This window comes from Nocardia sienata NBRC 100364 (genome assembly GCF_001613205.1).
Lineage (GTDB): Bacteria > Actinomycetota > Actinomycetes > Mycobacteriales > Mycobacteriaceae > Nocardia > Nocardia sienata.
Map to the genome: position 1 here is coordinate 316,193 of NZ_BDBX01000004.1, position 24,003 is coordinate 340,195.

Consider the following 24,003-nt stretch of genomic DNA (forward strand, 5'->3'; position numbering starts at 1 on the left):
CTGTCCACCTGCTGTCCCCGACCTCGCGGAGGAAGATATGGCGGATTTCACCGGGAAAGTCGCTCTGGTCACCGGCGCGGGATCCGGGATCGGGAAGGCGACGGCGTTACGGCTGGCGAGGGCCGGCGCGCGGGTCGTCCTCGGCGATGTGGACCTCGCGGCCGCCGAGCGGGTCACCCGGGAGATCGGCGAGGCCGGCGGTACGGCCGCCGCCATCGCGCAGGACACCTCGAACCCGGCCGACCACGAGGCGGCGGTGAACTTCGCGGTCCGGACCTACGGCGCGCTGCACCTGGCCGTGAACAATGCCGGTATCGGAGTGAGCCCCGGGCCGATCGGTGAACTGGACATCGAGAAATGGCGGCTGCTCATGTCGATCAACTGTGACGGCGTGGTGTACGGGATGAAGTATCAGATTCCGGCCATGCTCGCCGCGGGTCCGCAGGGGTGCGCGATCGTCAATATGTCCTCGGTGCACGGCACCGTCGCCACCGACGCACCCGGCTCGGCCTACACCTCGTCCAAACATGCGGTACTCGGTATGACCAAGGCCGCCGCCGTCGAATACGGCGTGACCGGCCTGCGGGTCAACGCGGTACAGCCCGGTGTCATCGCCACCCCGCTCACCGAAATGCCCGACGACGCACGGCAGTTCTTGGAGAACAAACATCCGCTCGGACGGTTCGGCCGGGCCGACGAGGTCGCCGCGGTGGTCGCGTTCCTGCTCTCCGAGGACGCCTCGTTCGTCACCGGTGCGGGGTATCTGGTCGACGGCGGCTATACCGCGCTCTGACCCATCCACGGCCTACTCGTCGGCGGTATCGGGTTCCGGTTTCGGCTGCCGGGTGACGATCCGAAGAACCGGCTCCACCACACGCGCCACGATCGGGCCGACCGAGGCCATCAGCAGTACGTAAGTCGTGGCGAGAGCGGCGAATTCGTCAGGCACCGCACCCGCGGCCACCGCCAGGCCGGCGATGACGATGGAGAATTCGCCGCGCGCCACCAGTGCCGCCCCGGCACGGGCGCGGCCCAGCCGCGAGGACCCGGCGTGCGCGGCGGCCCACCAGCCGGTGGCGATCTTGGTGACCGTGGTGATCACCGCGAGCAGCACCGCCCATCCCAGCACCGGCGGGATACTGCGCGGATCGGTGGTAAGACCGAAGAGTACGAAGAACATGGCGGCGAACAGATCCCGCAGCGGTTCCAGGATCTTGGTCGCGTTGTGCGCGGTGGTGTCGGAGATCGCGATCCCCAGCAGGAATGCCCCGACCGCCGCCGAGACCTGCAGCGCGGAGGCCACCCCGGCCACCAGCAGCGCCGCACCGAGCAGTTTGAGCAAGAAGATCTCGCGATCGTCGCTGGCCACCACCGCGGAAACGTATTTGCCGTAGCGGAACGCGACCACGAGCACGACGGTCACCGCGAGCAGTGCGATGCCCAGCGATTGCAGGCCCGCCACGAATCCGAGGCCCGCCAGGACCGCGGTCAGCACCGGCAGATAGGCGGCCATCGCGAGGTCCTCGAAGACCAGGATCGACAGGATCACCGGGGTTTCCCGGTTGCCGAGCCGACCCAGATCGTTCAGTACCTTCGCGATGATCCCGGACGACGAGATATAGGTGACACCGGCCATCGCCAGCGCCCCGGTGGGACCCAGCCCCAGGAGCAGCGCGACCACCACACCGGGTGTGGTGTTCAGGACCAGGTCCAGCAGGCCGGCCATCCAGGATCTTCGCATCCCGGTGAACAGTTCGGCCGCACTGTATTCCAGGCCGAGTAGCAACAGCAGCAGGACCACGCCGATCTCGCTGGCGAGATGGATGAACTCGTCGGCCTCGTGTAGTTCGAAGAAACCCCCTTCCCCGAACACCAATCCACCCACCAGGTACAACGGAATGGGGGACATGCCGATCCGGGCTGCGATGCGTCCGAGCACTCCGAGCCCGAAGAACACCGCCCCCAGCTGGATCATCGCCAGCGTGGTCGCATTCATCGCTACAGGTTCAGCCGTCTTTCAAGATATCCGCGGCGCTGTCCAACCCCTCCGAGGTGCCCACCACGATCAACACATCACCACCGGTGAACACGAAGTCCGGTCCCGGGGCCGGCATCGCCTGGCCGGCCCGCATCACCGCCACGATGGAGGCCTTGGTCCGGGTCCGCATCCGGGTCTCGCCCAGGGTCCGCCCGTCGTAGGGAGAGTTCTCGCTGACCGGCAACTGCCGGGTGTTCACGCCGTCCATATCCCGATGCTCGTTGCGCAGCTGACCCACCAGCTGCGGGGCGCCCAGTAGATTGGCCAGCGTGCCGGCCTCGGCCTCGGTCATCGGAATCTGCGTGGTGGCGTCGGGGTCGCCGATCCTGGTGAAGATCAGATCGATCGTCCCGTCCTTGTGATCGACGACCCCGATCCGCCGGCGTACAGCGGTAAGCGGAAAATCCTTGCGGACGCCTATTCCCGGCAAGGGTGTCACTTCGACGTTCACGATGTCACCTTAACTCGACTGCGAGGGCGGACCGATAGCCGCACACACACTAGCGCTACCCATAGGGCCCGGCCCCGAACCTTCACGACGGCCCGGCCCGCGTCGGCAGCGCCTTCGGCAGCAGTTCTCGGCGCGGGTCACCGCGCCCGTTCGGCGGCGAGCACGACATGGCGCATGAGCAGCGCGGTCGTCACCGGGCCCACCCCGCCCGGCACCGGGCTCAGCCCGCCCGCGATACCCCGGACCGACTCCGCGTCGACATCGCCCACGATCTTTCCGTCGGCGGCCTCATTGGTGCCGACATCGATCACCACGGCCCCCTCCCGCACATTCGCGCCGGTCACCAGCCCGATCCGGCCCGCGGCGGCGACGACCACATCGGCGGCCGCGGTCACCTGGGGCAGGTTCGCGGTGCGGGAATGGCAGATGGTGACCGTCGCGTTCTCCGCCAGCAGCAGCTGCGCCAACGGTTTGCCGACGACGTTCGACCGTCCCACCACGGCCACGTGCCGGCCGGCCAGTTCGATGCCGTGATGTTTCAGCAACTCCACCACCGCTTCGGCGGTAGCGGGCGCGAACCCGGCCGAGCCGGCGGTGAGCAGTCCGAGCGACAGCGGGCTCACCCCGTCGACGTCCTTGGTGGCCACGATCGCCGGGGACACCTCGTCGAGCGTCACGCCGGCCGGTAGCGGCGTCTGCAGCATGATGGCGTCGGTCTCGGGGTCGGCGCTGCGCACGGCGAGTTCGGTGCGCAGGGTGTCGGCGGAGGCGTCCGCGCCGAGATCCACGGTATCGCAATCGATTCCGCGATTGGCGGCCGATTTCTTCAGTGAGTTCACGTACCAGGCACTGGCCGGATCGGCGTTGGCGACGACCAGCGCCAGCCGCGGGGCCCGGCCCGCTTGCTCGGTCAGCGCCTGCGCCCGCGCGGTGGTATCGGCGTTGATGGCGGCAGCGAGGTCTTTCCCGGTCAGCGATGCGGTATCCACGGATGTTCACCCTATCGGTTGCGGGCCGAGGGGACCCCACCCGCGGCCCCGCACACCGCCGGCTATTACTGTGTCGATGGCACCGATACGCCCCGCAGAGCTGTAGCCAGGGGTTTCATGGGACATGTCCCCGATCGGACAGCCGCAAATACCAGGTTCCGGCCGACACCGGACCTATGGTGGGTTGCCACATACCGCACCCGAATTTCATCGAACGAATCATCTGCGAGAACCCCGCTCCACCCGTGGAAAGGTGTCGCCGTAGTGCACAGTCGAAGAGGTTTGCAGTATCTGGTGGCGGCCGCGGCCGCCGCGACGAGTATCGCGCTCGCCGGGTTCGCCGGCGCGCCGGCCCAGGCCAGCCCTGAAACAGACGCCCTGTACAACTCTGCTCAGCGCCACTTCACCGATGGCGATTCCGTCGCCGGCCGGGCCGCGCTCCAAGATTTGATCGGGCGGGATCCCACCGATGCAGAGGCGCTGTCCCTTCAGGCGATCTGGTCCCATTACGCGGGCGATATCCCGGCCCTCAACGATGCCATGGACCGCCTGCGCGCCGTAGACAGCGCGATGGCCGCCGGCACCGATGGCGTCCTGCACGCGGTCGGCGCGGGTATCGCCACCCTCCCGAACCCACTTCCGGCCCTGGTCGGGCCGCAGACCGGCATCGTGGTTTTCGGTTTCGGGCTGCTCCCCGACGGTACGCCCCGCCCCGAACTCGTCGAACGCCTGCAGGCCGCCTGGCTGCAGGCCATCGCCTCGCCGTTCTCGCCGATCGTCGTCAGCGGCAACAATCCGAGCAACGGGATCACCGAGGCCCAGGCCATGGCCGGCTGGCTGATCCACCGGGGTATCGCGGCCGAACGGATCCATGTGGAGAACCGAGCCGGTTCGACGGTCCAGAACGCGCTGTTCAGTGCCGATATTCTGCACAGTCTGGGTGCCCGGACCGCGGTGGCGGTGACCTCACCGAACCATATCCGGCGCGCGGTCGCCGATCTGTATGTCGCGGGAATCCCGGTGGTGGGCGCTACCACCTCGTTGAACCAGCTGGTCTCCCAGCTGCCCCCGCCCGGCAAAAAGGCTCAGTACAGCATCTACCTCGACGCGACGCGCACGTTCCAGCTCAGCACCAGCCGCTGACCCGTCACCTGAGCACCGCCCCTCGGTTCGGCGAGCCGAGGGGCGGTCTCCTGATACCGGCCCGGGGCATCCGGTACCCGAGCGATCAGACCGAGGCCACGGCCTCCCGGATCCGGGCCGCCGCCGCGTCCGGAGGGATGTCGGCGATGAAGGCACCCATCGCCGACTCCGACCCGGCCAGGTATTTGATCTTGTCCGGACCGCGTCGGATCGAGGTCAGCTGCAGATGCAGGCGCACACTGTCGCGGCCGACGTGGACCGGCGCCTGGTGCCAGGCGGCGATATAGGGCGTCGGATCTTCGTAGAGGGCGTCGATCCCGCGTAGTAGCCGCAGGTACAGGGTGGCGAGTTCGTCCCGCTCTGCCTCGTCGGTGGCCGCGAAGTCCGGGATGTGCCGGTGCGGGAGCAGATGTACCTCGATCGGCCACCGGGCCGCGAACGGGACGAACGCCGTCCACCGCTCCCCGGCCAGGACGACGCGTCCGCCCGCGCGTTCACCGTCCAGGACACGCTGGAACAGGTCCGGCCCGAGTCGCCGCACGGAATCGAGCACCCGGGCGGTCCGCGGCGTCACATAGGGGTAGGCGTAGATCTGGCCGTGGGGATGCGGCAGGGTGACGCCGATGGCTTCGCCGCGGTTCTCGAACGGGAACACCTGCTCGACCCCGGGCAGCGCGGACAGTTCGGCGGTGCGATCGGCCCAGGCCTCGATCACCGTGCGGGCCCGGCCGGGGGTGAGATCGCCGAACGACCCCTCGTGCGCCGGGCTGAAGCATACGACTTCGCAGCGTCCGACCGCCACGCGTTCCCGGTCGAAACCGAGGGCGGCCATATCGTCGGGTCCGGTGGGGACCGGTGGGGTACCGGCCGGCTCGTTCGCCAGCGCGGGGCCGAAGGACGGCGATCGGTTCTCGAATACCGCGACGTCGTACTGATCGGGTATCTCCGATGGGTTGCCCGGGGTCTGCGGAGCGAGCGGGTCACGTTCGGCCGGCGGTAGCACCACCCGGCTCTGCCGTGCCGCGGCGATGGAAATCCATTCGCCGGTGAGGACGTCCTGCCGCATCACCGCGGTCGGCGGTCTGGGTTCGAGCCGGCGGGTGTCGATACGGCGTTCGGGTCCGAGGCGGGTATCGGCGTCGTCGTAGTAGATGAGATCCCGGCCGTCGGCCAATTTCGCGGTGCGCTTCACGATGCGGCTGGGCACCCGTTCACGATAGCGAGCCGCGCTCATCGACCGGCCGTGCGTGATATCGGCGGGTCGGACGCGGTGAACCGACGCAGTGGACCGGGATTCGCCGGCGGTCGTCTCCGTACCCTCAGCGGTCGTTGACCGCGATCCTCGCGGCCGCCACTCCGCTCTACACCGGACTTCCCGCGGATACCCCCGGCCGGTTACAGCATCACCTCGGCGTCCCGGTGGTGCCCACCGCGGACGGTCCGGACCGGCGTGCACGGCGGGCCACCGAATGCTTCGAGGCACTGCTACGCCAGGGTGAGCCGGGCTCCCGGCCCGCCATCACTACTCCGACACCCGCACCGACAGTGTGATCCCACACCGCCGCGGGCGTTCAGCGCAGTATCGTGCCGCCGTCGATATTGATGACCTGACCGTTGATCCAGGCACCGTCGCCGGAAAGGAGGAAGACCACCGCCGCGGCGATATCCTCCGGTTCCCCCACCCGCGGACTGTGCATCCGGCCGAGCGCGGCCCTCTCCAGATCGGGCCACTGGGGAGCGGACCGGATCGCCTCGGTCGCAGTGAATCCCGGCGCCACTGCATTGCAACGGATCCCTGCCCTGCCCCATCGGGTCGCCACATGGCGGGTCAACGCACCGATACCCGCTTTACTGGCCGCGTAGGCGGGCCTGGTCGGCTCGCCCTGGAAGGCTGCCGCCGAGGACATGTTGACGATGGCCCCACCGCCTCGGCCCACCAGGAGCGGGATGGCGTGCTTCATGGTGCTCAGGTAGCCGCGCAGGCTCACGGTCATGACGCGGTCCCAGATCTCCAGGTCGATATCGACGACATCGGTGTCGTGACGCAGCGTGCGCATATCGGCCCCGACGTTGAACAACGCGTCCACCCCGCCGAACCGGCAGGTCGCCTCCTCGAAGAGGCCCGCGATCGTTACCGGGTCGGCCAGATCGAAGGCCACCGCAGTGGCGGCGCCCCCGGCCGCGGTGATCTTCGCGGCGGTGCCCACAGCATCGGCTTCGCGCAGGTCGCCGACGACCACACGCCAGCCCTGGGCACCGAGCCGGACGGCTGTCGCAGCGCCGAGTCCGGTGGCGCCACCGGCCACCACAACGACTTTTCCACCCAGACCGGATGCGCCCATATCCGCGTACTCGTTTCCCGATTCACCAAAGAATACCATTCTCAACTACGAGAATTACAATACCCTCGAGACGGTGCCCCTGGACGAATACGGCAATATAGGTGCTGTGGACCAATCGGCGGTATCGGTGGATGTCGTGGCGTTGCGGTTCTGGGCCGGCGACGCCGCGCTCACCTTCGGCATCGCGGCACGTGGGCACGAGCCTTTCACCGGGCACGTCGCTTTACCCGGCGTCCTGCTCGGGCGCGGCGAACGGCTCGCCGACGCGGCGCGCCGGGCCGTTCACACCAAACTGGGTGTACCCGACAGCGCCATCGGCCCGGTCGGCCAGCTGGTGACCTTCGACGAGCCCACTCGCGATCCCCGCGGCCCCACGCTGTCGATCGTCATGTGGGCGGTGACCACACAGCACGACGGCCCCGCGCAGTGGGCATCTCTCGATGACGCCCCGGCACTGGCCTTCGACCACGACAGCATCGTGGCCGCGGCGCGCGGCCTGTTGTCGGGGTTGCTCTGGAAAGATCTGTCGCTGACCCGGGCCCTGCTCGGGGACGAGTTCCCGGCCACCCGTGCGGTCGATCTCGCGACCTCCCTGTCGGGCGCCCGGCCCGATGCGGCGAACCTGAACCGCACGCTCGCCGGTATCCCCGGATTACACAAGACCGACGAGCGCCGCCGTACCAAGGCCACCGGCCGGCCGGCCGCCGTCTGGTCCTTCGCCGCCGGGCGGTAGCCCGGCCGCCGCACCCGCGCGCACCGATATTTCCGATGCGCACGGCGCGCGGAACCGACAGACTGTGCCCATGACCGCTTCCGACACCGCCGATATCACCCGGCGGCTCCGTGCCGCCGGCTGCGTATTCGCGGAGGAGGAGGCGCGGTTACTGAGCGATGCGGCAACCTCCGACGAGGAGCTCGCGGGCCTGCTGGCCCGCCGGATCGCGGGCACTCCGCTGGAGCATCTGCTCGGGTGGGTGCAGTTCCGCGGCCTGCGGATCGGCGTCCGCGACGGGGTGTTCGTCCCTCGGCAGCGCTCGGCCCTGCTCGTGGACGAGGCGCTGGCACTGGCCGCCGACCGCCCGGTCCACACAGTGGTCGACCTGTGCTGCGGCTCGGGAGCCCTGGGCCTGGCCCTGCTCACCGGCCTCCGCCCGCGGCCGGTGGAATTGGTGGCCGCCGATATCGACCCGGTGGCGGTGGCCTGCGCCCGCGACAATCTCACGGCGGTCGGCGGACGGGTCCACCAGGGCGATCTCTTCGACGCGTTACCGGATGGACTGCGCGGCCGGATCGATATCTTGCTCGCCAATACCCCGTACGTCCCCTCCGGCCAGATCGCACGGTTGCCACCGGAGGCCCGCGAGCACGAACCCCAGGTCGCCCTCGACGGCGGACCCGACGGCCTGGCGCTGGCCCGGCGCACCGCGTCGGCGGCGACCGAATGGCTGGCACCGGGCGGGAGTCTGCTGATCGAGATCGGTGTCGATCAGATGCCGGCCGCCACCGAACTGCTCACCGCCGGTGGGCTCACCGCCCGGATCGTGCGCTCGCCGGACCTCGACGCCACGGTGGCCGTGGGCAGGCGGCCGGCGGCTACTTCCGGCCGGTGAATTCGTCCATCGAGTGGTAGACGCCGACGGTGTTCAGGAACAGATCCCGCAGTTTGAGCGGCAGCACGCCGGACAGCGCCTTGTTCAGGCGCGAAGTCCACGGCAGGATCACGACCGGCGTGCCCTTCTTCATCTCGGTCCAGGATTTATCGACGACTTTGTGCTGGTCCAGGATCGGAGTGAGCCAGAATCCCTTGGCACCGGCGAACATTCCGGTATTGATATAGGTCGGGCATACGGTGGTGACCTTGACATGGCCGTGACCGGCCTGTTCGAGTTCGATACGCACCGAATCCGACCAGCCCAGCGCCGCCCATTTCGACGCCGCGTACACGCTCATCCGGGGGTTGTGCACCAGCCCGGCCGAGGAGGCGATGGTGAGCACCCGGGCCTCGGTGGTCCCGGCGACCATCGCCGGCAGGAACTCCAGGGTCACATACATCGGCGCCAGCGAATTGATCGCCATGGTCTTGTCGATATCGTTGCGGTCCTTCGTTTCCCAGAAGTAGGTGTTACCGCGGACGATGCCCGCATTGTTCACCAGAACATCGATATCACCGACATCCACCCGCACCGATGCGGCGGCCGTGGCGACCGCGTCGCTGTCGGAGACATCGACCGGGTAGGTGTGCACGGTGCCACCGGCCGCGGTCAGTTCGGCCGCGGTCTCGCGCAGCGCGGTGTCGTTGATATCCCAGAGCACCACGGCGGCGGCGCCTTCGCGCACCGCCCGGGCGGCGAAGAGTTTGCCCAGGCCCATGGCGGCCCCGGTGATCAGCACCTTCTTACCGGCCACCGTATCCAGTTCCATCGCTTTCGGATCCTTGTCGTCGCAGTGTGCTGAGGAAGTGGCCTACTTCTGGCGCAGCGTCTTCATGACCCGGAAGTAGAGTGTCATGGTCTTCGCCCACATCGCCTCCGACATCCCCGGCAACGGGGCGATCGGCAGCATCCGCTGCACCGCGATGGTCTGGGTGTCGACGTACTTCAGCAGCCCCTCCGGGCCGTGCCGGCGGCCGGTTCCGGAGATGCCCATCCCACCCGACGGCGCGTCGGCGCTGCCCCACGCGGCGATGAAACCTTCGTTCACGTTCACCGAGCCCGCGTTGATCCGCGCGGCGAATTCCCGGCCGCGGGCGGCGCTGCGGGTCCAGACACTGGCATTGAGGCCGTACGGGGTGTCGTTGGCCTGGGCCACGGCCTCGTCGTCGGTGGCCACCTTGTAGATCGAGACGACCGGGCCGAAGGTCTCCTCGCGGTAGACCGTCATCTCGGCGGTGACATCGGTGAGCACGGTGGGTTCGTAGAAGTACGGACCGAGATCTGGGCGGTGGACGCCGCCGGCGAGCACCGTCGCGCCCTTGGCGACGGCGTCGTCGACATGGGCACGGACCGTATCGAGTTGCCGCGCGAAGGTCAGTGAACCCATATCGGTGGAGTAGTCCAGCGGCGAGCCCAGCTTCAATGCCTTCACCGCCATGACGAATTCGTCCACGAAGCGGTCGTGGACCTTCTCGTGGACATAGATGCGTTCCATGGATTCGCAGAGCTGACCGGCCGAGGCGAAACTGGCCCGGACCGCGGTACGAGCGGCCGCGACGGGATCGGCGTCCGACAGCACCAGCAGCGGGTTCTTTCCGCCGAGTTCGAGTGAGCAGCCGATGAGACGTTCGCCGGCCTGGCGGCCGATGGTGCGGCCGGTGGCGCTGGAACCGGTGTAGTCGACGTAGTCGGCACGGTCGATCACCTCACCGCCGATCACCGAGCCGCGGCCCAGCACGATCTGCCAGAGATCTTCCGGGAGCCCTGCGCGGACCGCCGCGTCCACCGCCCACAGCGCCGTGAGCGCGGTCTGGTTGTCGGGGCGGCCGACCACCGCGTTGCCCGCGACCAGAGCGGGTAGCGCATCGGAGACGGCCAGCGCGAGGGGATAGTTCCACGGCGAGATCACCGCGACCACGCCCTTGGCCCGCTGATGCACCTGCACATCGGTGAGCACCGGGAGTACACCGCGCGGATTGCGGCGGGCGAGCAGTTTGGGCGCGGTGGCGGCGTAGTACCGGGAGTTGACCGCGACATCGCCGACCTCGTCGAAGGCGTGCGCCCGGGATTTACCCGTTTCGGTCTGCACGATATCGAGGATGGTGTCCTGTTCGGCCAGCACCAGATCGTGGAATCGGCGCAGGACCGCGGCCCGCTCGCGCACCGGAACCTGCGCCCACCGCCGCTGGGCGGTACGCGCGCGCTCGAACGCGGCCTCGATATCGGCGACCGAGGACTGCGGCAGTTCGGCAATCTGCTCACCGGTGGCCGGTGCGTGCACCGTGACGGCCGCGGCGCCGCCGGCCGCGGCCCGCGCGAGCAGCGGTTTCACCAGATCCGGGGTCAATGCGCCGGTGGCGGTGGGACGCTGGGCGGTCGTCATCGTGAGCCTTCTCCTGAGCGTTCGCGCGCCGCGGCGGCAGAACCACAGCGGGAATGATTAATTGAACAGTGATGTTAGGGTAATCCTCGTGCCGTACGTCGTGTCAAGGGCTCCGTTCCGCGCAACAGTCCGGGACCACCGGGGGCTGTGGAATCTCACAACCCCGCCGGAGGCCGCGTCGTGAGCGCCTCGGACACCGACCGGACGCCGCGGCGCGGCCGGCCCCCGCAGACACCGGAACAGGCCGATCAGGTGCGTGCCCGGATCGTGCGGGCCACCGCCGAGGTGTTCACCCGCAACGGCTCACGCGGATCGAGCGTCGCGCAGATCATCGAGCAGGCCGGACTGTCGCGCCCGACCTTCTACCGCTACTTCGCCAACGCCACCGAACCGCTCAACGCCGTGCTCGACGTCTCCAATGCCGAACTCGTCGGCGGGATCGGGGCCGCCCTGGAGGCGTCCGGCGAGGGCGTGGATCTCGGGATCCGGCTCATCGACGCCTACCTCCACTGGGCACGTGGGCACGGCCCCATGCTGCGGCCGCTGTTCGCCGAGCTCCACGACCCCGGATCACCGGTCTCGGAGTACCGCAACAACGCGCTGGACGGTATTCGCGCGATCGTCCGCACCAAATTCACCGAACTGGGCCGGCCGGTTCCCGCACCGCTCGATCTCGACGCGGCGCTACACGTCTGCGAATACGTGGTCTACCGGATATCGGCCGCGGCCGAGCCGGGCAGCGAACCGGACCCGGACACCGTTGCCGCAGCCCGATCGACCATGATCCGCGTAGTACTGGCCACCCTCGGCAACACCGGCGACGTGGAGTACGCGATGAGCCTGCCCGGTATCTTCCCGCCGGCACCGGCGGGCTCCCCCGGCGACTGAACGCGACGCTCGCGCACCGGGCCCCGCCTGCGAGGGCCGCCGCACCCTCACCGCCTCATTTCCCGTCGAATTCGGTGTCCGATGCCGGGTCCGCCATGCCCGCGCAGCGCGGCTAGAGTTCGGGGCCGGTCACCGCATTCGCGTCGTCCAGGCTGAGGCCGCTGGCGCGCAGGACGTGCCGATCGATCGCCGCGCGTATGGCCTCTTCGGTACCCAGAATGCGTACATGCCGGCGGGCGCGGGTGATCGCGGTATACAGCAGTTCCCGGGTGAGCAGGCTCGAATCCGGTTCCGGCAGGACGATGGTCACCGCGTCGTACTGGCTGCCCTGGCTGCGATGGATGGTCATGGCGAATACCGTGACGACGGCGGGGAACTGGGTGGGATGTACCAGCAACGGCTGGTCCCCACGCTGCAATGCCACCCGCAGCGACCCGTCCGGGCGGCACACCACCACGCCGGTGTCCCCGTTGTAGATTCGGGCTTCGTGATCGTTGGCGGTCACCAGCAGAGGCTGCCCCGGATACCAGGTGCTGTACCGGTGCTCAGGCCCCGGACCCGCCGCCGCGGCCCATTCGGCGGCGGTGCGGTCCCACTGTTCGACCCCGTACGGCCCCCTGCGGTGGGCACACAACAGCCGATGCGATTCGAAGGCCGCGAGCGCCGCCGACGCGTCACCGGCGCGGGCGGCGGTGGTGACCTGCCGCGCGGTGGTGACGATATCGGCTCGGACAGCGGCGATTTCGTCGGGACCGGCCAGCTCGAGCATATCGCCGCCCGCCCGCAACAATTCGAGCGCGGACTCGGCGTCACCGGCCCGGACAGCGACGGCGAGATCGGCGATCCGGCCGCCGAACCGGCGACCTCGGGTCAGCCGGACGATGCCGCCGCGCAGCCGGTTCCGTTCCGTTTCGGTGAGCGCCTCGTTGTCGGCCGGGGCGGTGTCCGTGCTCCCGGCGGCCCGGGCCACCGCGAGTTCGCCGGCGAGCACCTCCTCGAACGCCGGGTCGGCGGGCCCGGGGAACGGGGCGGCCACCATATCGGCGAGCACCGCACCCGCGTCCACCGAGGCGAGCTGATCCGGATCACCGGCCAGCACGAGCCGGGTATCGGGCCGCAGCGCCGCGAGCAGCCTGCTCATCATGGTCAGCGAGACCATGGACGTCTCGTCGACGACCACCACGTCGAAGGGCAGCCGATTGTGTTCGTGATAGCGGAACCGGGTGGTACGGCCACGTTGCCAGCCGAGCAGCCGGTGCAGGGTGGCGGCGGACAACTCCGGCAGGCCCAATACCGGCGCCTGGTCCCGGACGGCTTCCTGCAGCCGGGCCGCCGCCTTCCCGGTGGGTGCGGCCAGCGCGATGCGCGGCGGCGCGGCGCCCGCGGGATCAGCGGCATGTTGCGCGACGAGCAACGCGAGGATGCGGGCGATGGTGTGCGTCTTGCCCGTGCCGGGCCCACCGGCGACGACCGTGGTCCAGTGGGTGGCGGCGAGCGCGGCGGCGATACGCTGCCGGTCCACGACGCCGGCCGGTGGGCCGAACAACCGGTCCAGTTCGCGTCGCACCACCGCGGGGTCGGTGCGCGGATGGTCGGCGGCGCGGGCGGTGAGCACCTGGCGGATGATCTGCTCCTGCCGGTAATACCGATCCAGATAGAGCAGCGGACCCGTGCCCGCACGAGACGGCTCGGTGAGCCGCAGCGGGCGCAGCGGACCGGCCGGACCGCCCAGCACCAGCGGGCTCTCCCGCAATGCCTCGACAACTCGTGCCTCGTCCGGCCACGGCAGGTCCGCGGACCCGCCCGGCAGCTCGGCCCGGACTTCGTCGGCGTCCACACCGATATCCCGCATCCGGCCGAGATCCAGGCATACCGACCCCGACCGGACGGCGCGCACCGCCAGCGCGGCGGCGAACAAGACCAGTTCCCGGTCTTCCCCACCGAATCGGCCCAGCCGTTCGGCCACGTGCACATCGGCCGCCGACAGCACTCCCGCCTCGTTGAACTCGCGCAATATCCCGGTCCCCCGCTGCGCCACCCGGATGGGGATCACCGCGCACCTCCGGCGAGCAGGTCCGACAGGGCGACGATCAGGCCGGGCGGCGGCGTCCAGTCGAAAACTCCGGCGCCCTCGGGTGTCTCGGGCCCGATCATGCCGCGAACGAACAGGTAGCGGATACCGCCGAGGTGCACCGCGGGATCGTAACCGGGTAACCGCCAGCGCAGGTACCGGTGCAGGGCCACCGAGTACAGCAGCGCCTGCAGCGGATAGTGGGAGCGGACCATCTCCGCGGCCATCCGGTCGCGGGTGTAATGAGCGACGGTGAGGTCGCCGGTACCCAGCCGGTTCGTCTTGTAGTCCACGATGACATAACGCCGGTCCGGGGTGCGCAGTACCGCGTCGATACTGCCGGTGAGGTAGCCGCGCAACGGTACGTCCTCGAGGGTGTCGAGTTCGTCCGCGTAGGCGTGGAATTCGTCGCCGGAGTCCAGATGCGCGCGCACGGTGGCGGCGATGCGGCCCAGCGTAGCGAACGCATCGGCCGGCATGTCACCGCCTGCGAGCGGCAGCTCGAATTCGAGTTCGCACAACCGGTCGCGGCCCGGGACGTCGGCGAGTGCGCCGAATCCGATCGGGGTGCGCAGGACCTGCACCAGGGCCGCGGTCAGCAGCTCCGGATCGGCGGTGGACAGCATCTCACCGATCGCTTCGGCGCACCGCGCCCGTACCTCGGCGACCAGATCCGGGGCGTCGGTGTCGACGCGCTCGAGGACCCCGTGCACCAGGGTGCCGAATTCGGCGCCGTAGGGCAGTTCGTTCATCAGCGACGGTGCGCCGGGTTCCGGTTCGGGTTCGGCCGGCGGTGCCGGAGCTTCCGGCTCGTCACCGGGCCCCGGGGCCTCCGCCGACTCGGCCTCCGGGGCCGGCAGATGGGCGGCCGCGGTGAGCGCCGAATACGAGGTGCGGCGCCAGTGTTCGTCGATCTCACGATCGAAGGTGGCGACGGCCACCGCACCGGCCACGACCTCGGCCGGGGGCCGGTAGGCCGGTGGGTCGGCGGCGGGATCGGCGGCGGTCACCGAGATCGACTCACCCGCGCCGGCCGCCCAGTCCCGCAGCCGATCGACCACCGCGGCGTCCTCGGCGACCACGGCCCGCGCGCTCGGTTGCGCCGCCCCGGGCGCCCGGCCGAACAGCAGACGGTGCAGCGGTGCGGCCGCGGTGCCGAACGAGGGCGCCCACCAGGCGACCACCTGACAGCACGCCCGGGTCAGGGCGACGTAGCACAGGCGCAGCTCCTCGCCCGCGGATTCGCGGTCGGCGCGTTCCTTGCGCGCCGTATACCCGGGGGCGTCCGGCCCGCCGATATCCAGCACCCGCACGCCGTCCTCGTGCATCAGCAGGGTGGCGGGTTTGGGGTCGGCGGAACTGTCCCAGGCGAAAGGTAGATAGACGACCGGGAACTCGAGCCCTTTACTGGCATGCACGGTCGCGATCTGCACGGCCGCGATATCCCGGTCGAGCCTGCGGCTGCGGCCCGGCACCGACCCCGACGCGGGATCGCGCACCCGGTCGGCCAGCCATCGGGTCAGCGCGGTGAGACCGAGGCCCTCGGTCACCGAGATCTCGTCGAGCAGCTGGGCGAGATGCCGGATATCGGTGAGCCGGCGTTCGCCGTGTTCGACAGCGAGCAACCGCGGCGCCAGCCGGGTACCGGTGGCCAGTTCGTCGAACACGGCCGCGAACCCGGCCCGGGCGAACAACCGGGCCGCGTCCCGCAGTTCGGCACTGACCCGGCCCACCAGATCCGCTCCCCCCGTGTCGATCTCGGCGGCGGTGTACCCGAACAGCGGGGTGAGCGCGGCCAGCCGGACCCGGTCGGCGCGATGCGGCTGTTCCAGCGCGCGCAACACCCACAGCCAGTCGGTGGCACTGCGGGTCGCGAAAACACTGCTGCCGCCGGCCAGGACCACCGGGACACCGGCACGTTCGAGCGCGGCCCGCACCACCTCGAGCTGAGTGTGGGTACGGACCAGCACCGCAATATCACCGGGGCCCACCGCCCGTTCCCAGGTGTCGCCGGCCGCGGCGTCCGGTACCGACCGCCGCATCCGCGTGCCCGGCGAATCCGTCACGACCGTCCCGGACTCGAGAAGGGCGACGATATCGGCCGCCACATCGGCCGCGACCCGGGCCCGCTGCCGGTGGATGTTCGGGAACCCGGAGGCGCCGCGCGGCCCGGCGCCGGTCCGTGGCAGGCACCGCAGTCGCAGTGGGGTGGTCAATTCGGCGGGGCCGCGCAACCGGCTCCACGGCTGGGTGGGCGTGATGGCGGGCACCACGATCTCGTCGTGGCCCAGAGCCGCTCCGCCCAGCAGATGTTCGAGTGCGGCGAGCAGCCCCGCGTCGCTGCGCCGGTTGGTGGTGAGATCGCGGCGTGCGGTGGCATGGCCGACCGCGTCCAGATAGCTCAGCACCTCGGCGCCCCGGAATGCGTAGATCGCCTGTTTCGGGTCGCCCACCAGCACCAGCGGGTGGTGGCCGTGGAAGGCCCGGCGCAGGATCTCCCACTGCAGCGGATCGGTGTCCTGGAATTCGTCGACGAGCACCACCTGATACCGGTCCCGGATACGCCGGCACGCGGCCGGGCCGCGGTCCGGGTCGGCGAGGATTTCGCGCAGCAACCCCAGCAGATCATCGAAGTCCCGCAACCCCGCGAGCCGTTTCCGGCGTTCGGTTTCCGCGCGGACCGCGGCCGCGAAGGCGACCCGCTGCGCCGAGGCCTCATCGGTATCGGGCGCGAGCCGGGCCTGCCGGTCGCGCACCGCCGCGAAGGCGAACCGCTGGGCCTGTGCCACCGAGAACGGCGCCGCGGTCCGGGCGAAGCGGCTCAGGTACAGATCGTCGACGACGGTGCGGATGAGGTCGTCGGCCTCCTCCACCAGGCGCGCTCCGGGCTCGAGATCACCGGCCAGCCCGAGTTCGGCCAGCATGCGCTGGCAGAAGCTGTGAGTGGTGGCGATGATCCCGGCATCGAAATCCGAGAGCGCGGCGCGCAACCGGTCCCGGCGCGCGCAAACCTCCTCGGGGGCCGCGTCGGCCAGATGACGGATCAATTCGTCGGAGGCGGTCCGGGCCGCGTCGGGGTCGGCCAGCGCGGCGGCGACGGCGACGAACCGGTCGCGGGCGCGCATCCGCAGTTCCTGGGTTGCCGCGCGGCTGAAGGTGACCAGCAGCAACCGTGAGATGTCCACGCCGGCCTCGGCGACATAGCGGACGGCGAGTCCGACGATGGCATAGGTCTTGCCGGTACCGGCACTCGCCTCGAGGACGGTGGTGCCCTGCGGCAGCGGGCCGCAGAGCTCGAACGCATTGCCGGGTTCGGCCGGTGGGGCGGGCGCGGTCGTGGTCACTGCTGCTCCGTCCTGCGGCGCCGGGCGGCTTCGGCGGTCACGGGGCCCCCTGTTGTTCGGCGCGCAGCAGCGGCACCCACAGGCGGCGGGCGATCGATCCGAAACGAGTGGTCTCGATCGGCTCCCCGGCCGGCGCGGGGGCGGCGGTGAGGTCGCCCAGATCGGGCGCCGGGCCCCATACGTACCGCAGATTCCGATCGGTGTGCTCGGCGAAATCCCTGGTCTTGTCCCCGCCGCCGAACTCGCGGTCGGCGGCGGCGATCGCCTCTTCCGGAGACAGCCGCCGGTACCGCGCCTCGGCGTAGGCCGCGGTGGTGGCAGTGGAGATGGGCAACGGTTCGGTGAGACCGGTATCGCGCAGCGCGACCAGGGTGCGCAGCATCGTCGTCGCCTCGGCCACGCCGGGAGCGGTGAGTTCGGCCCGCCAGGCCGGGGTCGGGTAGCGGCCCCGGCCGGTCACCGCCGCCCGCCACGACCGATTCTCGGTGACCGCCAGCGCCAGCAGCGATACCCACGCCGCGAGCCGGTGTTTGGGCGCGACCCGCGAATACGTGGTGCGCACCAGCAGTTCCCCGCGCACCTCGGCGACCGTGCCGGTGAGGCGGCGCCCGTCGCCGAGGTCGAACGAGATATCGATATCGCGCGGCGGTTGTGTGTAGTCGGGACCGGCGGCACGGACCAGGGTTTCGACGGTACGTTCCACATCGTTCAGTACGGCCCGGCCGAGTTCGGCGGGCGGCAGGATCCCACGCCGCCATTCCGCGGCCCGCAGTTCGGCCGGGTCGGCGCCGGCCAGCCGCGCGGCGAGCATCCGCTCGCCCAGCGCCCAGGTATCGAGTCCGCCGAACTCGATGGGCAACCGGTCGTCGATATCGTCGTCCTGGTCGGGGACCCGTACACCGAGCCGCTGCCACAGGAACCCGCGCACGGGATGTTCCAGGAAGGAGATCAGCTCGGCCAGCCCGATCTCGGTGGTCTCGGCACCGGGCAGGGTGCGGGTGAGCAGTTCCGGTGGCGCGATGGGTGGCGCGCCCATCGCCCGGGCACCCGCGAAAGCGACGCTGTCGAAACTGAACGGCCGCCCGGCGGCGAAATTGCGGGGATCGTGCGCCTGTAGCGGGTGGCGGGTGAGCACCCCGGCCATCCCCGTGGCACCGACATGGGCACGCAGCACATCGAGAAGTTCGGCGATCGGCACGGCCGGCGGCCGGTGGGCGCCGGTGACGGGATCGGCGCCGGTGTGTACGACCACCAAGGTGTCTCGGGCAGCGGTGATCGCGTCCAGCAGCGACTGCCGGTCTTCGGAGCGCAGATCGCGTTCGCCGAGTAGGGGTTCACGGGCCGGCACCTCGTCACCGTCCACTCCCGCCCCGCGCGGGAAGATCTCGTCGTCCACGCCCAGCAGCACCACGACCCGGTGCGGCACCGATCGCATCGGGGACAGGCCGCACACGGTGAGCTCGCCGGTGCGGAAGTTGGACCGGGCCGGGGCGGAGGCGAGGCGATCGTGCAGCAGACCGGTGAGATCGGCCGGCCGCAGCTCGATATCGCCGGCGTGGGCGGTGGCCGCCGCCAGCTCCCGGCGCGCCTCGGTACGGATCCACGCCTGCGACTCCGGCACATCGGTCAGCAGATCCAGGGCCCGGTCCAGCACCGCGGTCCACTGCGCCGCGGGTGCGGGGCCCTGCAGATCCCGCAATACCGAAGCCAGCCGGTCGACATATTCGGCGAACCGGCCGGCCAGGTCGATATCGTTGCTGTCCACATCGTCGAGCGGCAGAACCCGGTCCAGCCAGCTCCCGGAGGTCTCGTCGGCGGTGACCCCGAGCAGGATACGGTCCACCGCCGCGTTCACCGTGTTCTGCTCGAAATCACCGAGACCGAAGGCCTGCCGCTGCCGCCGGCCGAGACCCCACCGGGCACCGGCCTCGACCGCCCACTCCCGCAGCCGCTCGATATCGTCGTCGTCGAAACCGCAGGCGCGGCGCACCGGTTCACCAGCGGCCAGATCCAGCACCTCGGTGACGGTGACCCGGCTGCGGGCCAGTTCCAGCAATGTCGCCACCACGCCGAGCAGCGGGTTGGTGACCGCCCGGCCGCGGTCGGCGAGGCGCACCCGCAACCGATGGCCCGGATGTCCGGAATCGACACGGGTCTCCGTGCCCACCGGACCCGGATGCCCGAACGCGGCGCGCAGCAGCGGGGCGAATGTCTCGACCTCCGGGCACATGATCAGCACATCGCGCGGTTCGAGGGCCGGGTCGGCGGCGAAGAGACCGAGCAGGCACTCCCGAAGTACCTCCACCTGCCGGACCGGGCCGTGGCACGCGTGCACCTGCACGCTCCCGTCGGCCCCGCATTCCCCGGCGCCGGGCGGCCAGCGGTCGTCACGGATGTGCCGCTGAACCTGTTGCAGCAGGGTCGCGGGCGGCTCGCCCCGGCCGGGAGCGTCGTCCGCGGGCGCTGCCGGGGCACCGGCTCGGCCTTGCGGGCCCGCCGGATGCGGATAGCGCACGTCGGTGGCGGCCGCGGGCAGGCGCAGCTGGAGTTCCCGGATGTCCCGGCCCAGGCCTGCCAGCAGCGGGTGCCGCACCCGGGTAACCGAATCATCGTGCGCCCGTTGCGGTTGCGGATCGGTGCCGGCCAGCGCGTCCCACATGGCCGGGCTGGGATGTGCCAGCCACAGATGTAGCTCGCGGTGCTCGGCCACGGCGGTGAGCACCGCCAGGTGCGCGGCGGGCAGCCGGATCGCGCCGAAGACCGACAGCCGCGGTGGTAGATCCACCGCCTCCGGATCGGCCCGCAATCGCGCGCAGGTGGTGTGCAGGCGTTCGGCCGGATCGGGCGCGCCGACCGCCTCGCGCAGCCGCCGCCACAGCGCCGGTTGCCAGCTCAGGTCCTCCGGCAGTGGCCGGCCGGTGCCGTCGGTATCGTCGCCGCGTGACCATTCGGCGAGCAGGGTCGGGCGCTGCACCGTGTAGCTCTCGAACAGCGCGGCCAGCCGGGCGGCGGTCGCGTACCGGCGGCCGCGCCGGTGCTCGGGACCGGTGGGCACGGCTGCGGCTCCGGCAGACGCCGCCTCACCGGCCTCCAGCCCGAGATGGCGGGCGAGTACCGCGCACCACGGCTCGCGCACCGATTCGTCGATCACGCGCAGCAGCGTCCAGACCACCCGGTCGGGCGACCACGGGTCCTCATGCGGGGCGAAACCGCTGATCGCGGCGGAAATCTCCTCGACCAGTGCAGCCGGGGAGGGGAATCGGATATTGGCGGCGACACCGTCACCGGAGGCCACCGAAGCGCCCAGCACGCCCGAGAGTTGCTGCGTCAGCCAGCGTTCCACACCCTTGGCGGGCACCGCGACCACCTCGGCGGCGAACGGATCGGGCAGCGGCTCGGCGAGCAGCCCGGCCAGCGCGGCGACCAGCGCATCCGCGCGTTCGGCACGGTGGATGTGCAGCGCCATCTCCGCCCTTCCGCTCGGTCCGATCACCATCCTTCGTCACGTCCACACTGCTCGGGCGGGCGTATCGTCCACCTGTTTATACGCCCGCTGTCCGACATCGCTCGCCGAGACCCCACGACAGAGCGGACAACCCCGGACAGGGAATCATCCCCCGAATGCCCCTGGCGCCAACGGCTTCTACCGGATATCGACCGTGGGCGCACAGTGATTTAGCGCACATGAGTCACCGACACGCGGTCGTATGGCCGCGATCTCGCGGACGCACTGTGTCACAGTGCAACTCCGGGAGGAACGGTTACCGCACGAAAGGCTGGTTCGCGTCGATGAAAGCGCTGGTTGTGCCCTTGATTCCGAAGGACGGATTCACTGTCCGCCGGTCCGGTGACCGGTGGGAGCTCGTCAACTCCCGGCACTACGGACGCACCGTCGTACTGCACTCGTGGCCGCGCGCGGAACACACCGAAGCATTCGAACATTGCTATCGCCTCAACGGCCGAACCGCGGCGGCGCTGAAGGCCACTGCGCGGGTCCGCTAGCGATACGGGGAAAACGTGCGCGCGGAGCGCCGATATGACAAGGTGTTTCCTCGTGCGTTACCCCCTGCTCACCGGTGCGGCTCCCCGCGTGGCCGCACCCGCCACTGTCCTGGCCGCCGCCGCGATCCTGTTCGCCGGTGTGCCCTCCGGCCTGCCCTCGGCCGATGCCGTACCGCACGCCCATACCCAGGGTTGCGCGAACGGCTTCGACTGCGATATGGCCGCCCGTATCGAATCCGTGAACTCGTATCTGAACTCCCGCCCCGGCGTGACCGGCTATGTCGTGCGTGACCGCCAGACCGGCGCGGTCTATGCCAGCCCGCATGCCGAGGACATGGTGTTCACCGCATCCACCATCAAACTGGCCATCGCCTCGGATCTGCTCAACCGCGCCCGGGTCGGGGCCATCGCCCTGCCGCCGGAGGATCGTCAGCTCATGGAGCAGATGATGGCCACCTCCAACGACCAGGCCACCGATATCCTGTGGAACAAGTACTCCGGCCTCGACGGTCAGGCGTTCAACAATGCGTTCCGCGCGAACGGTATGACCAGCCTCCGGCCCGAGCCGTCGCCCAACGGGCGTCCGAACTGGGGTTTCCAGAAGACCACCGCGGCGGATCTGGACCGGCTCATGTCCAACGTGCTGGACCGGATGCACCCCGACGATCGCGGCTACCTGCTGGATCTGATGCGCCGGGTCGATTCCAACCAGCACTGGGGTGTATGGGGCGCCGGTTCGGCCATGCGGCCGGGCCTGAAGAACGGCTGGTCGGAGGAGCAGGGCGGCTGGGTGGTGAACTCGGTCGGTTTCGCCGGGCCGGGTGAGCGCTACACACTCGCGATCATGACCGCGATGAACGGGGAGGGCGGCTACCAGGAGGGCGCCGAAACCGATACGACGATCGCCGAAAAACTACTGGCGGGCCGCTGATCAGTTTCAACCCGATGCACTCCGGCCCCCGTCGCGTGACGGGGGCCGGAGTCGTTTCACTCCCCGATGTCTCAGCGGATCCGGCGCAGCCGCATCGGGGCGTCGTCACGCGGGAACGGGATGGTGGTGAAGCCCCACGGCATTCGATAGGTGTCCGGGAAGCTCCACTCGTAGTCTCGGACGAGCGCCGAGATGATCGTCTTGACCTCGAAGGTGCCGAAGTGCATCCCGATGCACTTGTGCGAACCGGCACCGAACGGCATCCAGGCGAGCCGGTGCGATTTGTCCTCGCGCCGTTCCTCGGAAAACCGCAACGGGTCGAAGACCTCGGGGTCGGTCCACAACTCTTCGAGTAGATGGTTCACCTGGTAACCCAGGTCCACCGGCGTTCCGGCGGGAATGTAGTGTCCGAGGATCTCGGTATCGCGGACCGCGCGGCGGACCATCCCGGGAACCGGCGGCATGAGGCGCAGACTCTCCTTCACCACGAGATCCAGCGTCCGCAACGTATCCAGGTCGGCGATCGTCGGAGACTGGTTGTCCAGGTCCAGCGCACGCACCTCCGCGCGCACCTTCTGCTGCCAATCCGGATGTTTGCCCAGGTAGTAGGCAACGGCCGTGGCGGTGGTCGTGGTCGTATCGTGGGCGGCCATGATCAGGAAGATCATATGGTTGACCACATCGGCGTCACTGAACACCGACCCGTCCTCGGCGCGCGCATGACACAGGCCGGAGAAGAAATCCGGGGCATCGCTGCGCCGTTTCTCCGGCAGCATCGCGGTGAAGTACTCCTCGAGCACGGCGCGGCCGCGCAACCCCGCGCGCCATTTCCCACCGGGCACGCTGTGGCGCATCAGGGCCAGCCCGGCATGGGTGCAGGCGACGAAGGCGTCGGTGAGGTCCTTGCGCCCGTCGCCGACCTCGATCGCCATGAAGGTCTCCCCCGCGATATCGAGCGCCAGCTCCTTGATCGCCGGGAACAGTTGCACGGTCCGGCTCGCATCCCTGCCCTCCGGTACCCAGCGGCCGATACTGGCGCGCACCACCGGTGTCAGCTCGGCGAGATGGGCCTCCAGACGTTCCCTGGTGAAGGCTTGCTGCATGATCCGGCGATGGAACATGTGCTCGTCGAATTCGAGCAGCAGCAACCCGCGGCGGAAGAAGGGCCCGATGAAGTAGTCCCAGCCCTGCCCGAAATCGCGACGGCGCCGGCCGACCACCTCGTCGATGGCTTCGGGCCCGGCGGCGAACACCCGGTCCATACCCATGGAACTGTTGATGTTCACCGGGCCGAAGCGGCGATACTTGTCCAGCAGTTCGGCCGGACCCCAGCGCATGTAGTGGAACGTGCGCCCCAGATATGGCAGGCCCGCGTCGCCGCGTACGGCCACGGTGTCGCTACCGCGCGGCGGAGTGGCCAGCGTCCGCTGCCGATCCGGCACTTTCAACAGCAGCCGGTCGACCATACTTCGGTGCGGGATCTCGATAAGTGCCGAATTCTCGGTATCGGTGCGCGCACGCGCGCGGTGCGCGGCGACACGGTCGACGGTGACCATGGCGAAACCTCCTGAGAGACAGCACCCATCGTATTGTCTTTGTTGCAACGACTCAGCCTATTCCACCGAATCGGTATCATCCGCCTTCCCGCCGAGACCCCCTCGCAATGGCTATCGTGGTGAGTTGCCGCACCACCGCGAGTGAACAACGGGCGTCTGACTGTGTCGTACCCGGGTAGTGCTACTACCGTGTGCGTTGTCAGGAATGATCAC

At 69.7% G+C, this 24,003-nt stretch carries 19 protein-coding genes; 8 read left to right on the forward strand and 11 right to left on the reverse strand.

What is annotated here, in order from left to right:
- The first annotated feature begins 37 nt into the window (after positions 1 to 37).
- Positions 38 to 793, forward strand: a complete 756-nt coding sequence (locus NS4_RS04470) for an SDR family NAD(P)-dependent oxidoreductase (RefSeq protein WP_063058168.1) — start codon at positions 38 to 40, stop codon at positions 791 to 793.
- 12 nt (positions 794 to 805) lie between these two features.
- Here NS4_RS04470 and NS4_RS04475 read toward each other — a convergent pair whose 3' ends face one another.
- The 3 genes from NS4_RS04475 to NS4_RS04485 form a co-directional block, all read right to left on the reverse strand.
- Positions 806 to 1,996: a cation:proton antiporter gene (locus NS4_RS04475; protein WP_063058169.1), complete on the reverse strand. Its 1,191-nt coding sequence runs from the start codon at positions 1,994 to 1,996 to the stop codon at positions 806 to 808.
- Between the two features lie 10 nt (positions 1,997 to 2,006).
- On the reverse strand, positions 2,007 to 2,489 hold the full coding sequence (locus NS4_RS04480; protein ID WP_030520633.1) for a cation:proton antiporter regulatory subunit: 483 nt from the start codon (positions 2,487 to 2,489) through the stop codon (positions 2,007 to 2,009).
- Positions 2,490 to 2,626: 137 nt separating this feature from the next.
- Positions 2,627 to 3,478 carry a bifunctional 5,10-methylenetetrahydrofolate dehydrogenase/5,10-methenyltetrahydrofolate cyclohydrolase gene (locus NS4_RS04485; protein WP_063058170.1) on the reverse strand — a complete coding sequence of 284 codons (852 nt, stop codon included), beginning with the start codon at positions 3,476 to 3,478 and terminating at the stop codon, positions 2,627 to 2,629.
- Positions 3,479 to 3,742: 264 nt separating this feature from the next.
- Here NS4_RS04485 and NS4_RS04490 point away from each other — a divergent pair, with 264 nt between their 5' ends.
- The gene (locus tag NS4_RS04490; protein ID WP_245665060.1) at positions 3,743 to 4,621 is read left to right on the forward strand and encodes a YdcF family protein; all 879 of its coding nucleotides are present in this window, start codon (positions 3,743 to 3,745) and stop codon (positions 4,619 to 4,621) included.
- 85 nt (positions 4,622 to 4,706) lie between these two features.
- On the opposite strand, the gene galT is transcribed toward NS4_RS04490, so the two are convergent.
- The gene (galT, locus tag NS4_RS04495; RefSeq protein ID WP_063058172.1) at positions 4,707 to 5,855 is read right to left on the reverse strand and encodes a galactose-1-phosphate uridylyltransferase; all 1,149 of its coding nucleotides are present in this window, start codon (positions 5,853 to 5,855) and stop codon (positions 4,707 to 4,709) included.
- Positions 5,856 to 5,950: 95 nt separating this feature from the next.
- Here galT and NS4_RS04500 point away from each other — a divergent pair, with 95 nt between their 5' ends.
- Positions 5,951 to 6,172, forward strand: coding sequence for a hypothetical protein (locus NS4_RS04500; RefSeq protein WP_063058173.1), 222 nt, complete (start codon positions 5,951 to 5,953; stop codon positions 6,170 to 6,172).
- Between the two features lie 20 nt (positions 6,173 to 6,192).
- On the opposite strand, the gene NS4_RS04505 is transcribed toward NS4_RS04500, so the two are convergent.
- Positions 6,193 to 6,963: an SDR family NAD(P)-dependent oxidoreductase gene (locus NS4_RS04505; RefSeq protein ID WP_063058404.1), complete on the reverse strand. Its 771-nt coding sequence runs from the start codon at positions 6,961 to 6,963 to the stop codon at positions 6,193 to 6,195.
- A gap of 106 nt (positions 6,964 to 7,069) precedes the next feature.
- Between NS4_RS04505 and NS4_RS04510 the strand changes: the two genes are divergently transcribed.
- Together NS4_RS04510 and NS4_RS04515 are read left to right on the forward strand one after the other, a co-directional pair.
- Positions 7,070 to 7,696 (forward strand): NUDIX hydrolase, encoded by a 627-nt coding sequence (locus NS4_RS04510; RefSeq protein WP_063058405.1) that lies wholly within the window; start codon positions 7,070 to 7,072, stop codon positions 7,694 to 7,696.
- A gap of 70 nt (positions 7,697 to 7,766) precedes the next feature.
- Positions 7,767 to 8,573, forward strand: a complete 807-nt coding sequence (locus NS4_RS04515) for a putative protein N(5)-glutamine methyltransferase (protein ID WP_063058174.1) — start codon at positions 7,767 to 7,769, stop codon at positions 8,571 to 8,573.
- Here NS4_RS04515 and NS4_RS04520 read toward each other — a convergent pair.
- Together NS4_RS04520 and NS4_RS04525 are read right to left on the reverse strand one after the other, a co-directional pair.
- Positions 8,557 to 9,384, reverse strand: coding sequence for an SDR family NAD(P)-dependent oxidoreductase (locus NS4_RS04520; RefSeq protein ID WP_063058175.1), 828 nt, complete (start codon positions 9,382 to 9,384; stop codon positions 8,557 to 8,559). The two genes, NS4_RS04515 and NS4_RS04520, sit on opposite strands and share 17 nt — an antisense overlap.
- A 42-nt stretch (positions 9,385 to 9,426) precedes the next feature.
- Positions 9,427 to 10,998 carry a succinic semialdehyde dehydrogenase gene (locus NS4_RS04525; RefSeq protein ID WP_063058176.1) on the reverse strand — a complete coding sequence of 524 codons (1,572 nt, stop codon included), beginning with the start codon at positions 10,996 to 10,998 and terminating at the stop codon, positions 9,427 to 9,429.
- A 180-nt stretch (positions 10,999 to 11,178) separates the two neighbouring features.
- Between NS4_RS04525 and NS4_RS04530 the strand changes: the two genes are divergently transcribed.
- Positions 11,179 to 11,886, forward strand: coding sequence for a TetR/AcrR family transcriptional regulator (locus tag NS4_RS04530; protein ID WP_063058406.1), 708 nt, complete (start codon positions 11,179 to 11,181; stop codon positions 11,884 to 11,886).
- A gap of 112 nt (positions 11,887 to 11,998) precedes the next feature.
- On the opposite strand, the gene recD is transcribed toward NS4_RS04530, so the two are convergent.
- From recD to recC, 3 genes are read right to left on the reverse strand one after another with little or no spacing between them, the layout of a single operon-like run.
- Positions 11,999 to 13,939, reverse strand: coding sequence for an exodeoxyribonuclease V subunit alpha (gene recD / locus NS4_RS04535; RefSeq protein ID WP_063058177.1), 1,941 nt, complete (start codon positions 13,937 to 13,939; stop codon positions 11,999 to 12,001).
- Complete coding sequence (locus NS4_RS04540; RefSeq protein WP_063058178.1) at positions 13,936 to 17,301, reverse strand: UvrD-helicase domain-containing protein; 3,366 nt, start codon at positions 17,299 to 17,301, stop codon at positions 13,936 to 13,938. The genes recD and NS4_RS04540 overlap by 4 nt, the downstream gene beginning before the upstream one ends.
- A 37-nt stretch (positions 17,302 to 17,338) precedes the next feature.
- Positions 17,339 to 20,767, reverse strand: coding sequence for an exodeoxyribonuclease V subunit gamma (gene recC, locus NS4_RS04545; protein WP_063058179.1), 3,429 nt, complete (start codon positions 20,765 to 20,767; stop codon positions 17,339 to 17,341).
- A gap of 323 nt (positions 20,768 to 21,090) precedes the next feature.
- Here recC and NS4_RS04550 point away from each other — a divergent pair, with 323 nt between their 5' ends.
- Both NS4_RS04550 and NS4_RS04555 read left to right on the forward strand, forming a co-directional pair.
- The gene (locus NS4_RS04550) at positions 21,091 to 21,303 is read left to right on the forward strand and encodes a hypothetical protein (RefSeq protein ID WP_063058180.1); all 213 of its coding nucleotides are present in this window, start codon (positions 21,091 to 21,093) and stop codon (positions 21,301 to 21,303) included.
- Between the two features lie 52 nt (positions 21,304 to 21,355).
- Complete coding sequence (locus tag NS4_RS04555) at positions 21,356 to 22,234, forward strand: serine hydrolase (RefSeq protein WP_245665064.1); 879 nt, start codon at positions 21,356 to 21,358, stop codon at positions 22,232 to 22,234.
- Between the two features lie 71 nt (positions 22,235 to 22,305).
- Here the strand turns inward: NS4_RS04555 and NS4_RS04560 are convergent, their stop codons facing one another.
- On the reverse strand, positions 22,306 to 23,790 hold the full coding sequence (locus tag NS4_RS04560; RefSeq protein WP_063058182.1) for a cytochrome P450: 1,485 nt from the start codon (positions 23,788 to 23,790) through the stop codon (positions 22,306 to 22,308).
- Between the last annotated feature and the right edge of the window lie 213 nt (positions 23,791 to 24,003).

Coding starts and splice junctions, on each gene's coding strand:
- NS4_RS04505 (WP_063058404.1), bottom strand. CDS start 6,963: ATGGGCGCATCCGGTCTGGGTGGAAAAGTCGTTGTGGTGGCCGGTGGC.
- NS4_RS04525 (WP_063058176.1), bottom strand. CDS start 10,998: ATGACGACCGCCCAGCGTCCCACCGCCACCGGCGCATTGACCCCGGAT.
- NS4_RS04470 (WP_063058168.1), top strand. CDS start 38: ATGGCGGATTTCACCGGGAAAGTCGCTCTGGTCACCGGCGCGGGATCC.
- NS4_RS04520 (WP_063058175.1), bottom strand. CDS start 9,384: ATGGAACTGGATACGGTGGCCGGTAAGAAGGTGCTGATCACCGGGGCC.
- NS4_RS04560 (WP_063058182.1), bottom strand. CDS start 23,790: ATGGTCACCGTCGACCGTGTCGCCGCGCACCGCGCGCGTGCGCGCACC.
- NS4_RS04550 (WP_063058180.1), top strand. CDS start 21,091: ATGAAAGCGCTGGTTGTGCCCTTGATTCCGAAGGACGGATTCACTGTC.
- NS4_RS04475 (WP_063058169.1), bottom strand. CDS start 1,996: ATGAATGCGACCACGCTGGCGATGATCCAGCTGGGGGCGGTGTTCTTC.
- recC (WP_063058179.1), bottom strand. CDS start 20,767: ATGGCGCTGCACATCCACCGTGCCGAACGCGCGGATGCGCTGGTCGCC.
- galT (WP_063058172.1), bottom strand. CDS start 5,855: ATGAGCGCGGCTCGCTATCGTGAACGGGTGCCCAGCCGCATCGTGAAG.
- NS4_RS04515 (WP_063058174.1), top strand. CDS start 7,767: ATGACCGCTTCCGACACCGCCGATATCACCCGGCGGCTCCGTGCCGCC.